This is a genomic window from Mesorhizobium neociceri, assembly GCF_013520985.1.
Lineage (GTDB): Bacteria > Pseudomonadota > Alphaproteobacteria > Rhizobiales > Rhizobiaceae > Mesorhizobium > Mesorhizobium neociceri.
Genome location: NZ_JACDTY010000030.1, coordinates 16144 through 30177 on the forward strand (window position 1 = coordinate 16144; position 14034 = coordinate 30177).

The following is a 14034-nucleotide window of genomic DNA, read 5'->3' on the forward strand; positions in this document are numbered from 1 at the left end:
CATAGCCGCCCGCGGAAAGAGCACAAGTGCGATCTTTCACTGTCCACAACAGGCGGAAATCTGCCCGTGAGAAATAGGCTCCCGCGCAAGATCAGAGCGCGGCTTTCGCCGCCTCGATCTTTTCGGCCAGCACTTCCTGGCCGAGCGCGCCGAACACCACTTCGTTGCCGACCACGTAGGACGGCGTTCCGGTGATGGCCAGCTTGTTGGCGAGGTCGTAGGTCTTGGTAAACGCCTCGGTGATGGTCGGGTCCTTCATCTTCTCGCGCAATGTCGCCTCGTCGGCGCCGAGCGACAGCGCCACTTTGATGGCGGCCGCCTCTGTGGCGCGCCCCTGGCCGCCGAGCAGCGCATTGTGGAACTCGCCGTACTTCTCCGGCATCATCAAATGGAAGGCCATCGAAACGACGCTGGCCTTCTGCGAATCCGGACCGAGGATCGGGAATTCCTTGAGGACGAAGCGCAGGTCCGGATCGGCTTTCGTCAAGGCTCGCATGTCCTCAATGGCGCGTTTGCAGAAGCCGCAATTGTAGTCGTAGAACTCGACAATGGTGACCTTGCCCTTCGGGTTGCCGACGACGCCGTCGAAGGTGGAGTTGAAGATCTGTTCCTTGGCGTCCTTGATGACGCCGAGGGCGGCGATCCGCTGTTCTTCCTTCTGCTTGGCCTCGAGCGCGTCCTGCACTTCGAGCAGAACCTCAGGGTTCTTCAGCAGATAGTCGCGGATGATGCCCTCGACCTCGGCGCGGTCGATCTTGGTGTCCGAGGACGCTACCTGCACGATCTGCGCCGTATCGGCCTTGGCGGCCTGCGGACTGCCGGCGACGAACCCGAAAGCCAGCATGGCAAGAGCAGCCGCCACTCCCGTCGTGCCGAGCAATATTGCCTTGTTCATCGTCTCATCCTCTTGCCGGTTCTGGTCTATTCTAGTCGCTACGGGCGACCGGAAGGTTCACTTCTTGAGTTTGCCTGAAGGGTTGTAGTTTATGATGTCCTGCGCCCGAATCCAGCCGGGTTCGCCTCGCTTCAAGTCCTTTTGCGCGCGCATGGCGAAGATTTTCGCATTCTTGTAGTCGCCGGAATAGAAGTGGCCCTCGGCGGTGGCGAGCTCCGCCGAAGGGATGTTGCCGAGTTCGCCATAGGCCTGGGCCAGATAGCGGTATCCATCGGTGTTTTCCTTGTCGCGCCCGAGGCCGTTGTTGATCTGCACCACGGCCTTCTTCAGCGAATCGGGCGTACCGATCGCCATCAATGCCTGACCGAGCGAAACCGGCAGCAGGCCCGACCTCACCGGATCGAGGCTGACCGCCTTGGCATAGGCGTCCGCTGCGTCCTTCGGCTTGTTGGCCTTCATCAGGATGTCGCCGCGCAATTCCTGGAAGTAGGGGTTCTTCGGCTGTTCCTTGATCAATGCGTTGGTCTTGGTCAGCGCCGCACCCAGATTGCCGTAGAGGTAGGCCATCTGTGCTTCGCCATAGCGCGATGCGAGGCTGCCCGGGGCCTTGCGGATCAGCCGCATCGCGGCGGCCTGACCGCCCATATAGGCGGCGATCTTGATGCGCATCATGTCGTGCCGCTGCTGCAGTGCCGGCGGATCGACCTTGTCGACATTGGGGCTCTGCTTGACCAGCACTTCGAGATTGGCGATGCGCTCCTGCGGCATGGGATGGCTGATGCGATAAGGATCGACCTGCGTGCCGGACAGGGACAGCGCGTTCTGGAAGCGGGCGAAGGTCTTCAGCATGCCCATGCCGGACTGGCCGGTGGCATTGAGATAGGTGATGGCCGAGCGGTCGGCGGTCGACTCTTCGGTGCGCTGGTAGGCGAGGATGCTGCGCTGCGCCATCTCGCCGCCGCCGGCGGCGACGCCCATGCCGGCGCCGGCAAGGCCGCGGCTGTTGGTGGTGGCGCCGGCAACGATGGCGCCGGCGCCAAGCAGGGTGGCGATGATGGCCATCGTCTTGGCGCGCTCGAGCTGGTCACGCAATTTCTGCTGGTGGCCGCCGGCGATGTGGCCGGCTTCGTGGGCGATGACGCCGATAATCTCGTTGGGCGTTTCGGCCTGCATCAGCGCGCCGGTGTTGATGAACAGCCGGCGCCCGGTGACGAAGGCGTTGAAGCTCTGATCGTTGACCAGAACGATATCGACGCCGTCATTGGCGAGACCAGCCGCCTTGAAGATCGGCCGTGCATAGTCGCGCACCAGCGCCTCGATCTCTGCATCGCGCACCACCGGCACGGCCTGCGCAAACGCCGTCGCCGAGCCGGAGATCGCAACGGCGGCGGCAAGCAAAAGCGTCGCGAAGCCGCGCGCAGTCTTCCCGATGGAAGATTTGGAAATCGTCGATTTGGGTCGGCTCAGCATGAGGTCCACTGGTAAACGAGCGGGCGAACGATGAAAAGAGTCGGCACCGAAACTAGGTGAACTTGTGATCCTCACATCAATCGGGCATTTGTGCGGCGCTGCCGGGCGGGTTGTTGGCCTGGAGCGGCGGGTTTGGGCGGAAAGAGTGAGGTCAAATGGTTGTTTCGCTGTCGCGCCGCGGTGAAGTCGAGCCGTTTCACGCCATGGACATTCTGGCTGAGGCCAACCGGCTGAAGGCGACAGGCGTGTCTGTCGTGTCCATGGCCGTCGGCCAGCCATCCGACCCGGCTCCGGTGAGGGTCAGGGAGGCCGCCGCGAATGCGCTGAAGATCGGCCGCATCGGCTATACCGACACGCTCGGCCTGGCGGATCTGCGCAAGGCGATCGCCGCGCATTATGGCGACCATTACGGGATCGATGTCGCGCCGAACCGCATCGCCGTGACGACGGGATCGTCGGCCGCTTTCAATCTGGCCTTCCTGGCGATGTTCGACCCGGGCGACCGCGTCGCTATCGCAGCACCCGGCTATCCCGCCTATCGCAACATCATGGCCGCGCTCGGCATCGAGATCGTCGAGATCGAGCTCGGCAGCGACGCCTACCTGCATGCCGAGCATTTGAAATCCGCACATCGCGAGAAACCGTTGAAGGGCGTGCTGTTTGCGAGCCCGGCCAATCCGACCGGCGCGGTCATTCCCGCCGACGAGCTGTCGGCGCTGGTGGCGATAGCCGAGGAACTTGGCATCGCGGTGATATCGGACGAAATCTATCACCGGCTGGCCTATGCCGCGCCGGACACCACGGCGCTGGCCTACGGCTCGGGCGTGACGGTGATCAATTCCTTCTCGAAATACTATTGCATGACCGGCTGGCGCATCGGCTGGATGGTGCTGCCGGAAGCCCTGGTGCGGCCAATCGAGCGCATTGCCCAGAGCCTCTACATCTCGCCGCCGGAACTGTCGCAGATCGCGGCGATCGAAGCCTTCAAGGCGACGGACGAGCTGGAAGCGGTGAAGGCGCGCTATGCCTGGAATCGCGAGCTCCTGATGCAGCGCCTGCCGGAGCTCGGATTTCCTCTGGCGGCACCCATGGACGGCGCCTTCTACGCCTTTTGCGATGTAACCCGGCATACCAATGACAGCATGGCCTTTGCGCGCAAAATGCTGGCCGAGGCGCATGTGGCGGCGACGCCCGGCCGTGATTTCGATCCGCTGGCCGGACACCGCACGATGCGCTTTTCCTATGCCGGCAGCCATGACGACATGGTCGAGGCGATGGCGCGCATCGAGCGCTGGCTGAAATAGCGGGGACGAGCATGCCGGAACTCGAACAGGCACTGGCCGACGTCGCCACTGAGATGGCCGAGCGAACCGATCGCGGTGACGTCGCCACCTACATTCCGCAGCTCGGCAAGGTCGACCCGAAGAAATTCGGCATTGCCGCCGTCACCAATGACGGTCGCGTGCTTGTCGCCGGCGACGCCGACCAGGCGTTCTCGATCCAGAGCATTTCTAAGGTGTCTACCCTCACGCTGGCGCTCGGCAATGTCGGCGACGCGCTGTGGAAGCGGGTCGGGCGCGAGCCGTCGGGAAATCCGTTCAACTCGATCGTCCAGCTCGAGCATGAGAACGGCATTCCGCGTAATCCGTTCATCAATGCCGGCGCCATCGTCGTCTCCGACATCCTGCTCGCCGGCCACCAGCCGCGCGAGGCGATCGGCGAAATCCTGCGCTTCATCCAGTTCCTCGCCGATGACGAGACGATCATCATCGACCGGGAGGTCGCGGCCTCCGAACGGGCCACCGGCTATCGCAACTTTGCGCTTGCCAACTATATGAAATCCTTCGGTAATCTCAACCACGCGCCGGAGCTGGCGCTGGGCGTCTACTTCCACCATTGCGCCATCGCCATGAGCTGCCGGCAGCTGGCGCTGGCCGGTCGCTTCCTCGCCAATGGCGGCAAGAATCCCGCGACCGGGTATCAGGTGGTGTCGGCCGAGCGCGCACGCCGCATCGGCGCCATGATGCTGACCTGCGGCCATTATGACGGCTCCGGCGACTTTGCGTTTCGCGTCGGCATTCCCGGCAAGAGCGGCGTCGGCGGCGGTATATTGGGGATCGTGCCGGGCGTCGCCTCGCTCGCCGTGTGGTCGCCAGGCTTGAACGCCAACGGCAATTCAAAGCTGGGGTCGATCGCCTTGGAAAAACTGGCCAGGATGATGAACTGGTCGATCTTCGCTCCCTGACGGCTTCGGCCATTCCCCAGATACGAAAATCCCGCGCTGTCTTTCGAACGGCGCGGGATTTTTATTATTCAGGCAATCAGTTCAACTGACTGAAAAGCTTAGAAAAAGCCCTTCCGCTGCCACCAGCCGGCACGCTTCGGTTTTTCCTCGGCCTTGGCCTCGTCGGCAACGCTGGAGGAAACCACGGGCACCACCGGCGTATCCGCCGCCACCGCTTTGCGCCGTGAGGGACGGGCAGGCGCTTCCTCCTTGGCGGCCGGCGCGGGCGCAGGCGCCGCCGCTTCGGCCGGTGCAGCGTCCTCGACAGGTGTGGCGGGTGCTTCGGCTGCCGCCTCTGCGGCGGCCTCGGCCAGGGCCTTCTTCGACCTCGACGGACGCTTCTTCTTCGGCTTTTCGGCGACCGGTTCGTCGTCGTTCGCTGCTGCAGGAGCCGCGGCTTCTTCAACCGCTACCGCCGCGACAGGCTCGCTGACAGTCGCATCGGAGGCATCGGCCACCGAAACCTCAGCGGTTTCGCCGGCTTCGGTCTCCGTGCCGCCTTCACCGTCTTCACGGCGATTGCGCTTGCCGCCACGCTTGCCGCGCCGGCGCTTCTTGCCCTGGGCGTCGTCCGATGCTTCCACCGTTTCGACGGCGCCGACTGGGGCTTCGTCCTGCGGGGCCGCATCGTCTTCGCCTGGTTCAGAGGCAAAGTCGTCGCTTGCTGCCGAGGCCGAAGCACCTTCGGCCGCATGGCCAGGCTCGCGCTCGCCGTGCTCGCGGTCGCGATCCTTGCCGCCACGCCGCCTGCGGCGCTTGCGACGCTTGCGATCGCGGCCTTCGCCGTCCTCGGCCGATCTCGGCTGCTGCTGCGACTGCGGCTGCGCCGGGCGCGGCTGCTCGGCCTGCACCACAACCTCGTCGTCTTCCTCCTCGATGACGATCTCATCCTCGGGTTCTTCCGGCTCGACATAGGCCGGGAAGCTGCGCGCCTCGACAAAGCCTTCGGGCTTTTCGGCAATGGCGCCGCGGAAGATCGCATAGTGCTGCACACCGACCGTGTCATCGGCCTCGATGGTGATGGTCAGGCCGAAGCGACCTTCGAGTTCCACCAGCGTGCCGCGCTTGTGGTTGAGCACATAGAGCGCGGTTGCCGCCGGCGTCCGCACGGTGATGTGGCTACGCGAATCCTTGAGCAGGAATTCCTCGATCGCCCGCACCACCATCAGCGCCACCGACGAGTCGGAGCGCACATGGCCGGTGCCGCCGCAATGCGGGCAGGGCTTCATGGTCGATTCCAGCACGCTGGCGCGGATGCGCTGGCGCGACATCTCCATCAGGCCGAAATGCGAAATGCGGCCGACCTGGATACGGGCACGATCGTTCTTGAGGTGATCCTTCAGCCGCTTTTCGACGGAGCGGTTGTTGCGGTTCTCCTCCATGTCGATGAAGTCGATGACGATCAGGCCGGCGAGATCGCGCAGCCTCAACTGCCGGGCGACTTCTTCCGCCGCTTCAAGGTTGGTGTGAAGCGCGGTGTCCTCGATCGAGTGCTCCTTGGTGGAGCGGCCCGAATTGACGTCGATGGCGACCAGCGCTTCGGTCTGGTTGATGATGATGTAGCCGCCGCTCTTCAGCGTCACCTGCGGCTGCAGCATGCGGTCGAGCTGCGCCTCGATGCCGTTGCGCACGAAGATCGGCGTCGTGTCGCGGAACGGCTGAACCACCTTGGCGTGGCTCGGCATCAGCATGCGCATGAAGTCCTTGGCTTCGCGATAGCCTTCCTCGCCGGAGACAAGGATCTCGTCGATATCCTTGTTGTAGAGGTCGCGCACCGAGCGCTTGATCAGGCTGCCTTCCTCATAAACGAGCGCGGGAGCGGTGGATTGCAGCGTCAGATTGCGGACGTTTTCCCAAAGCCGCATCAGATATTCGTAGTCGCGCTTGATCTCTGCCTTGGTGCGGCTTTCGCCGGCGGTGCGCAGGATGACGCCCATGCCCTGCGGCACTTCGAGATCGGCAACGACCTCCTTGAGGCGCTTGCGGTCGACCGCGCTGGTGATTTTGCGCGAAATGCCGCCGCCGCGCGCCGTGTTCGGCATCAGCACCGAATAGCGGCCGGCAAGCGACAGATAGGTGGTGAGAGCCGCGCCCTTGTTGCCGCGCTCTTCCTTAACCACCTGCACCAAAAGGATCTGGCGGCGCTTGATGACTTCCTGGATCTTGTACTGGCGGCGCACCGGCTTGCGGCGGTTGCGCACCTCTTCCAGCGCATCCTCGGCACCGACCGATTCAATCTCGTGGTCGTCGGGATGCGAGGACTGCACCTCTTCCAGCATGCCGCGATCATTGTCGGAGGATGTGGCTTCGCCGCTGTGATCGGCTGATGCGGTTTCGCCGCTTGCCTCGTCGCCGGCCCCAGCCTGCGGGACGGCTTCGGAGATCACATCCGCTTCGACGCTTGCCGCGATCGATGTCGGGCCGCCTTCTGACGGTTCGGTCCCAGATGTCTCGGTATCGGACGTTTCGCTGTCGCTATGCCCGGCGTGATCGTCATGCCCGGCGGTATCAGCCGCGGCATGCTCGGAAGCTGGCCCTTCGGCAACGGCATCGCTGCCGGCATCGCCATGTTCGCCACTTTCATCATCCGTGCCTGCATCGCGCTTGTGTTCGCCACGCTCGCGGCCTTTGCCGCCGCGCCGGCGGCCGCGCCGGCCGCGATCGCGGCTCTGGCGGTCGTCGCCGTCATTGTCCTCGTTCTCCTCGTCCTCGGCTTCCTGCGCTTCGGCGCGCAGCAGCGCCTGTCGATCGGCGACCGGGATCTGGTAGTAGTCGGGGTGTATTTCACTGAAGGCGAGGAAACCATGACGGTTGCCGCCATATTCGACAAAGGCTGCCTGAAGGGACGGTTCGACGCGCGTTACGCGAGCGAGATAGATGTTTCCTTTGAGCTGCTTCTTGTCCTGGGATTCAAAGTCGAATTCTTCGATACGGTTACCGCGGATAACGACAACGCGTGTTTCCTCCGGGTGGGAGGCGTCTATCAGCATTTTGTTGGGCATTATTACGTTTCCTCCCGGCAGCCGTCAGCCGCAGCTTGCGAGGCAAAGCCCGCTGCTGCGTGTCTGGGATGTGGGTGCCGGATGTCTGAATGTCCGCGGGACGCCGCTTGAGCGCCATGGCGGTGCCGCCCGCAGCCATAATGGCGCGGTTTGATGCGGACCTTTCCATGATTGCGCTTGAAGCCATCGTCACCAGCAGAACCTTTTGAACCAAAGCCCGGAAGTACCGGACCAGCTTGTTTGCTCATACAGAGCCGGCACGGGAACAAACCCGGCCGTTTTCCTCACGCAGGCGATTCCCCCGCCACGGGCGCACACCTGCGAAATTCGTCGCGATCACCTGAAGCCTTTTCGCTGGAAGCGAAAGGAGCCGCCTTTCATCTGACCTGTAGCGGGAAGCTGCGGGAGAAGCGGTTCCAGGATTGCAGTGATCCACCATCGCTTTTATGATTTGACGGGGTGGAAGGCAACCCCGATTTCGGATGCCGGCAAAAAGCAGTGCCGTAACGGAAGCACAGGCCCTAATCCTCAATGAAAAGGCTTGGTTAACCTTCTCTGGATACCAATCGTTAATCGAGTCTGCGGCCTGACCGGCATTTCGACCAACCACGCGGGCGCAAGGCGCCAAACCGGGAGCGACTGCAAAGAGATGGGACTGGCGGGCACCACAGACAAGGGCCATGGCCGTGCAGGCCTTTTGCTGCGCGCTGCGTGTGTGCTTTTGCTGCTGGCGCTTTGCTTCGCCTTTGCGCCGGTTTCACGCGCCGCCGATGCGCCGCTCGGCGCCACCGCCTACAAGATGGCGGGCGACGCCACCAAGATGCGCATCGTCATCGATTTCGACCGCGAGCCTGATATCAAATGGTTCCTGCTGCGCGGCCCCAACCGGCTGGTCATCGACCTGCCGCGCACACGATTCGCCATCAGCGCGAAGGACGCCAAGGCGCGCGGCCTGGTCAAGGCGGTACGTTATGGCGATCAGGGCGAGGGATCGCGGCTGATCCTGACCGGCAAGGGGCCGTTCTCGGTCGACAAGCTGGATGTGCTCAAGAACGATGACGGCAACGGCTACCGCATCGCTATCGACATGTCGGCGGCTTCCGACCGCGAGTTCGATGAAGCGCTTGCCAACCAGGCGCTGACCACAGGCTCGACCGTCTCCACCGACAAGGGCGCCAGGGTCGGCACCGGGCCGATTTCCAATCCGGGGCATCGCTTCACAGTCGTCATCGACCCCGGCCATGGCGGCATCGACGGCGGCGCCGAAGGTCTCAACGGCACCATCGAGAAGAACGTGACGCTCGCCTTCGCCACCGAACTGCGCGACAAGCTCGCCGCGGTCGGCAACTACGACGTGTTCATGACGCGCGAGACCGACGAATTCCTGCGGCTCGACGACCGCGTGCGCATCGCCCGCCAGCACGAGGCCGACCTTCTGATCTCGATCCACGCCGACACGATCAGCGTCAAGGGTATCAGAGGCGCCACCGTCTACACCGTCTCCGACAAGGCATCCGATCCGGAAGCGCAGGCGCTGGCCGATCGCGAAAACCTCTCCGATCAGTTCGCCGACATGGTGATCAAGGACGACAACAAGGAAGTCACCGACATCCTGATCGACCTGATCCGCCGCGAGACGCACAATTTCTCGATGAGCTTCGCCCACACTCTGGTCGGCCAGTTGTCCACCAGCGTCGGCCTGATCAACAATCCGCAGCGCTCGGCCGGCTTCAAGGTGCTGAAGGCGCCCGATGTGCCTTCGGTGCTGGTCGAACTCGGCTATCTCTCCAATGCCAAAGACGAGGCGCAGCTGCTCGACGCCGACTGGCGCGGGAAGGCGGCGCAGAGCATCACCAATGCCGTCGCCTTGTTTGCCTCCGCCAAGATGGGAACGGGAACCGGGGGCTGAGATGGCCGCCGCCGCCCACAACCAGAGGCAGCGTTGCACGACGACAACACCAGGCGCTTTTATTTCCGCCAGGGGATGCCGAAATCGGACGCTGCCGTATTTTGTCCACATGGTGGCGACAAGGGTTTGCCATTGCGGATTGGGACCGTTGCGAAAGCTTGCGCGAAAGGCGGCTTCGTCTAAGAAATTCCCGAACCTCGGACTGGAGCGGGCATGATTCGTCTCATCGGCTATTTCTTTGGTATCGGCACGACGCTGGCGCTTCTGGTTGCCGCGGGCGTGGCGATATACATTAGCCATCTGTCGAAGGACCTGCCCGACTACGAAGTGCTGGCCAAGTACGAGCCGCCGGTGACGACCCGCATCCACGCTTCCGACGGGGCGCTGATGGCCGAATATGCGCGCGAACGGCGGCTCTATCTGCCGATCCAGGCGGTTCCGGACCGGGTCAAGGCGGCGTTCCTGTCGGCTGAGGACAAGAATTTCTACAACCACCCCGGCATCGACATCACCGGGCTCGGCCGCGCCATCTACGTCAACCTGCAGAATATGGGCTCGGGCAGGCGCCAGGTCGGCGCCTCGACCATCACCCAGCAGGTGGCGAAGAACTTCCTGCTGTCCTCGGACCAGACCTATGAGCGCAAGATCAAGGAGATGATCCTGGCCTTCCGCATCGAGCAGGCCTATTCGAAGGACCGCATCCTCGAGCTTTACCTCAACGAGATCTTCTTCGGCTTTGGCGCCTATGGCGTGGCTGGCGCGGCACTGACCTATTTCGACAAGTCGGTCAACGAACTCACCGTCGCGGAAGCCGCGTATCTGGCGTCGCTGCCGAAGGGGCCCAACAACTACCATCCCTTCAAGCATGCCGACCGAGCCATCGAGCGCCGCAACTGGGTCATCGACCAGATGGTCGAGAATGGCTACGTGACGCGCGAGGAAGGCGACAAGGCCAAGGCCGAGCCGCTCGGCGTGACTCCGCGCCGCAACGGCTCCTATCTGTTCGCGGGCGAATACTTCACCGAGGAAGTGCGCCGCCAGATCATCGCGCGTTATGGCGAGAACGCGCTCTATGAGGGCGGCCTGTCGGTGCGCACGACGCTCGATCCGAAGATCCAGCTCATCGCCCGCAAGTCGATGCAGAACGGCTTGCTCAAATACGATACGCTGCGCGGCTATCGCGGACCGGTGACGCATATCGATGCTTCCGGCGACTGGGGCGCTGCGCTAGGCAAGGTCAAGGGGCTGGAAGACGTTCCGGAATGGTCGCTTGCCGTCGTCCTCGACAGTTCCGACACCGGTCTTTCCATCGGCCTGCAGCCGACGCGGCAGATTTCAGGCGATATCGTCAAGGAACGCGTCGAAGGCACCGTCAGCAAGGAAGACATGAGCTTTGCCATGCGCCATGTGGTCGATGGCAAGACGGTCAAGGCCAAGTCGCCAGCCGACGTGCTGCAGCCGGGCGACGTCATCTTCGTGCAGAAAAACGAAGGGTCTGAAGGCGCCTACACGCTGCGCCAGGTGCCGGAAGTGGAGGGCGGTCTGATCGCCATGGATCCGCATACCGGCCGCGTGCTGGCCATGGTCGGCGGCTTCTCTTACGCGCAGTCGGAGTTCAACCGCGCCACGCAGGCAATGCGCCAGCCGGGCTCGTCGTTCAAGCCGATCGTCTATTCGGCGGCGCTCGACAATGGCTATACGCCGGCGTCGGTGATTATGGATGGGCCGATCACCATCCAGAGCGGCAACACGACCTGGACGCCGAAGAATTATGACGGCACGGTCGCCGGTCCCGCGACCTTGCGCTCCGGCATCGAAAAGTCGCGCAATCTGATGACGGTGCGGCTGGCCAACGATATGGGTATGAAGCTGGTGGTGGAATATGCCGAACGTTTTGGCGTCTACGACCATCTGGCGCCATATCTGCCGATGGCACTGGGCTCCGGTGAAACCACCGTGATGCGCATGGTGTCGGCCTATTCGATCATGGCCAATGGCGGCAAGTCGATCAAACCCTCGCTCATCGACCGCATCCAGGACCGCTACGGCAAGACCGTGTTCAAGCAGGACGAGCGCGGCTGCGAAGGCTGCAATGCGTCCGAATGGAACAACCAGCCTGAACCGGAACTGGTCGACAATTCCGAGCAGGTGCTCGACCCGATGACCGCCTACCAGATCACTTCGATGATGGAAGGCGTGGTCCAGCGCGGTACCGGCGCCACTATCGCCGAGCTTGGCCGCCACATTGCCGGCAAGACCGGCACGACCAATGACGAGAAGGACGCCTGGTTCATCGGCTATACGCCGAACCTCGTCGTCGGCCTCTACATGGGCTACGACACGCCGCGCGGCCTTGGCCATGGCGCCACCGGTGGTGGTCTGGCGGCGCCTATCTTCAAGGACTTCATGCGCGTGGCGCTGGACGGCACGCCCAATGTCGACTTCAAGGTGCCGGAAGGCATGAACCTGGTCGCCATCAACCGCAAGACCGGCATGCGTGCCGCGTCAGGCGATCCCGGCACCATCATCGAAGCCTTCAAGCCCGGCACCGGCCCCGCCGACAGCTATTGGGTGATCGGCATGGGCGCCGACGGTTCCAACGGCGCCGGCGGACCGCTGTCGCCGGAGGCTTCGCAAGCCATCCAGGCGCCCGGCGGCGGGCTTTACTGACGATCTGATTTCCTATGTTGAATGGGCTGGCTGTTGAAGCTGGCCCATTTCGCTTTACAGGCAGCAATGCCGTCCCTATGTATCGCGCCGACCCAAGCGCAATTCAAAAACAGGACAGAACAACCAGCCATGCGCGCGGAAACGCAGAACATTGTCGACGAGATCAGGCAGGCGATAACCCTGCTGAGGAGGCATCTTTGACTGGGATCAGGCCATAAAGCGGCTTGAATACCTGAATGTGCGGGCCGAGGACGCAAGCCTCTGGAACGAACCGCTGGAAGCGCAAAAGCTGATGCGCGAACGCCAGGGCCTCGAAGAAGGCATCGCGGCGGTCAGAGGCCTGACGCAGGCGCTGGAAGACAATATCGGCCTGATCGAACTTGGCGAGGAAGAGGGCGACGAAGGCGTCGTCGCCGAGGCCGAAGCCGCCATCCGCTCGATGCAGGGCGAGGCCAAGGCCCGCCAGGTCGAGACGCTGCTGTCGGGCGAAGCCGACGCCAACGACACCTATCTCGAAGTCCATGCCGGCGCCGGCGGCACCGAGAGCCAGGACTGGGCCTCGATGCTTCTGCGCATGTATACGCGCTGGGCCGAACGCCGCCGCTTCAAGGTCGAGGTGCTGGAAGTCCATGACGGCGAAGAGGCCGGCATCAAGTCCGCCACGCTGCTGATCAAGGGCCACAACGCCTATGGCTGGCTGAAGACCGAATCCGGCGTCCACCGCCTGGTGCGGATTTCGCCCTATGACAGCAATGCGCGCCGCCATACGTCCTTCTCCAGTATCTGGGTCTATCCGGTCGTCGATGACAGGATCGAGATCGACGTCTCTGAATCCGACGTCCGCATCGACACCTACCGCTCGTCCGGTTCGGGCGGTCAGCATGTCAACACGACGGATTCGGCGGTGCGCATCACCCATATCGCCACCGGCATCGCGGTCGCCTGCCAGGCCGAACGCTCGCAGCACAAGAACAAGGCCAAGGCCTGGGAAATGCTGCGCTCTCGGCTCTACGAGGAAGAGTTGAAGAAGCGCGAAGCGGTGGCCAATGCCACCGAGGCGTCGAAGAGCGACATCGGCTGGGGACATCAGATCCGTTCTTATGTGCTGCAGCCCTACCAGCTGGTGAAGGATTTGCGCACCGGCGTCGAAAGCACCAGCCCGTCGAGCGTGCTCGACGGTGATCTCGACGACTTCATGGAAGCCTCGCTGTCGCAGCGCATCGAAGGCGGTGCGGGCGAAGCGGTGGCGGACCTCGACTAGGATATGTCCATATTCAGGTGAGGCCGGCCTGACCTGAATCAGAACATATCCGTGGGCGGGGAGCGAAGGAGGAACCATGGCTCGCAAGCTCAGCGGAAAGTGCTTTTGCGGCGCGGTCCACTATGAGGTGGCGGACGAGTTCGTCTATGCCGCGAACTGTCATTGTTCAAACTGCCGGCGCACCACGGGTTCCGCCTTCAAGCCGTTCGCCGGCATCGAGCGTGACAAGTTCGCGCTTGCCGAAGGGCATCACGGGCTCATCCATTTCGGCGACGACAGCGGCCACGATGCGCATTGCAGCCGCTGCGGCTCGTTGCTCTATTCGCTGGTTCGCGACGGCGCCTATGTCCATGTCGCCATGGGCACGCTGGTCGACGATCCAACGATCCGGCCGACCGCGCATATTTTCGTCAGCTCCAAGGCGCCATGGTTCACCATCGCCGACGACCTGCCGCAATATGAAGGGCACGTGGTCTCCGCGCCCGAGTAGGTGGAACCAGCGGATACCGATTTCGTTGATTGCGATCCTCGGCTGCCGGCCGC

The 14034-nt window shown here is 63.1% G+C and carries 9 protein-coding genes; 6 read left to right on the forward strand and 3 right to left on the reverse strand.

Annotated elements, in window-relative coordinates; all coding sequences use genetic code 11:
- Positions 1-91 precede the first annotated feature (91 nt).
- Positions 92-895: a DsbA family protein gene (locus H0241_RS32570; protein WP_181061867.1), complete on the reverse strand. Its 804-nt coding sequence runs from the start codon at positions 893-895 to the stop codon at positions 92-94.
- Between the two features lie 57 nt (positions 896-952).
- A complete protein-coding gene (locus H0241_RS32575) occupies positions 953-2365 on the reverse strand; it encodes a M48 family metalloprotease (protein ID WP_181061868.1) in 1413 nt (470 codons plus the stop codon).
- Between the two features lie 155 nt (positions 2366-2520).
- Between H0241_RS32575 and H0241_RS32580 the strand changes: the two genes are divergently transcribed.
- Together H0241_RS32580 and H0241_RS32585 are read left to right on the forward strand one after the other, a co-directional pair.
- The gene (locus H0241_RS32580; RefSeq protein ID WP_181061869.1) at positions 2521-3669 is read left to right on the forward strand and encodes a pyridoxal phosphate-dependent aminotransferase; all 1149 of its coding nucleotides are present in this window, start codon (positions 2521-2523) and stop codon (positions 3667-3669) included.
- Between the two features lie 11 nt (positions 3670-3680).
- Positions 3681-4610, forward strand: a complete 930-nt coding sequence (locus H0241_RS32585) for a glutaminase (RefSeq protein ID WP_181061870.1) — start codon at positions 3681-3683, stop codon at positions 4608-4610.
- 98 nt (positions 4611-4708) lie between these two features.
- On the opposite strand, the gene H0241_RS32590 is transcribed toward H0241_RS32585, so the two are convergent.
- Positions 4709-7651 (reverse strand): Rne/Rng family ribonuclease, encoded by a 2943-nt coding sequence (locus H0241_RS32590; protein WP_181061871.1) that lies wholly within the window; start codon positions 7649-7651, stop codon positions 4709-4711.
- A 649-nt stretch (positions 7652-8300) separates the two neighbouring features.
- Between H0241_RS32590 and H0241_RS32595 the strand changes: the two genes are divergently transcribed.
- The 4 genes from H0241_RS32595 to H0241_RS32610 all read left to right on the forward strand — a co-directional run bounded on the left by H0241_RS32595 (position 8301) and on the right by H0241_RS32610 (position 13981).
- Positions 8301-9560, forward strand: a complete 1260-nt coding sequence (locus H0241_RS32595; protein ID WP_181061872.1) for an N-acetylmuramoyl-L-alanine amidase — start codon at positions 8301-8303, stop codon at positions 9558-9560.
- A gap of 213 nt (positions 9561-9773) precedes the next feature.
- Positions 9774-12230, forward strand: coding sequence for a penicillin-binding protein 1A (locus tag H0241_RS32600; RefSeq protein ID WP_181061873.1), 2457 nt, complete (start codon positions 9774-9776; stop codon positions 12228-12230).
- 129 nt (positions 12231-12359) lie between these two features.
- Positions 12360-13491, forward strand: a protein-coding gene (prfB, locus tag H0241_RS32605) for a peptide chain release factor 2 (protein ID WP_181061874.1) whose coding sequence is annotated in 2 segments (ribosomal slippage) — positions 12360-12425 and positions 12427-13491 — 1131 coding nt in all. Because the reading frame shifts where the segments join, the coding sequence is not laid out codon by codon here.
- Positions 13492-13567: 76 nt separating this feature from the next.
- Positions 13568-13981, forward strand: coding sequence for a GFA family protein (locus H0241_RS32610; protein ID WP_181061875.1), 414 nt, complete (start codon positions 13568-13570; stop codon positions 13979-13981).
- Positions 13982-14034: the final 53 nt, after the last annotated feature.

What these genes read in the sequence shown, in the direction of transcription:
- H0241_RS32585 (WP_181061870.1), top strand. Translation starts at nt 3,681, where the DNA reads ATGCCGGAACTCGAACAGGCACTGGCCGACGTCGCCACTGAGATGGCC.
- H0241_RS32590 (WP_181061871.1), bottom strand. Translation starts at nt 7,651, where the DNA reads ATGCCCAACAAAATGCTGATAGACGCCTCCCACCCGGAGGAAACACGC.
- H0241_RS32610 (WP_181061875.1), top strand. Translation starts at nt 13,568, where the DNA reads ATGGCTCGCAAGCTCAGCGGAAAGTGCTTTTGCGGCGCGGTCCACTAT.
- H0241_RS32595 (WP_181061872.1), top strand. Translation starts at nt 8,301, where the DNA reads ATGGGACTGGCGGGCACCACAGACAAGGGCCATGGCCGTGCAGGCCTT.
- H0241_RS32580 (WP_181061869.1), top strand. Translation starts at nt 2,521, where the DNA reads ATGGTTGTTTCGCTGTCGCGCCGCGGTGAAGTCGAGCCGTTTCACGCC.
- H0241_RS32570 (WP_181061867.1), bottom strand. Translation starts at nt 895, where the DNA reads ATGAACAAGGCAATATTGCTCGGCACGACGGGAGTGGCGGCTGCTCTT.
- H0241_RS32575 (WP_181061868.1), bottom strand. Translation starts at nt 2,365, where the DNA reads ATGCTGAGCCGACCCAAATCGACGATTTCCAAATCTTCCATCGGGAAG.
- H0241_RS32600 (WP_181061873.1), top strand. Translation starts at nt 9,774, where the DNA reads ATGATTCGTCTCATCGGCTATTTCTTTGGTATCGGCACGACGCTGGCG.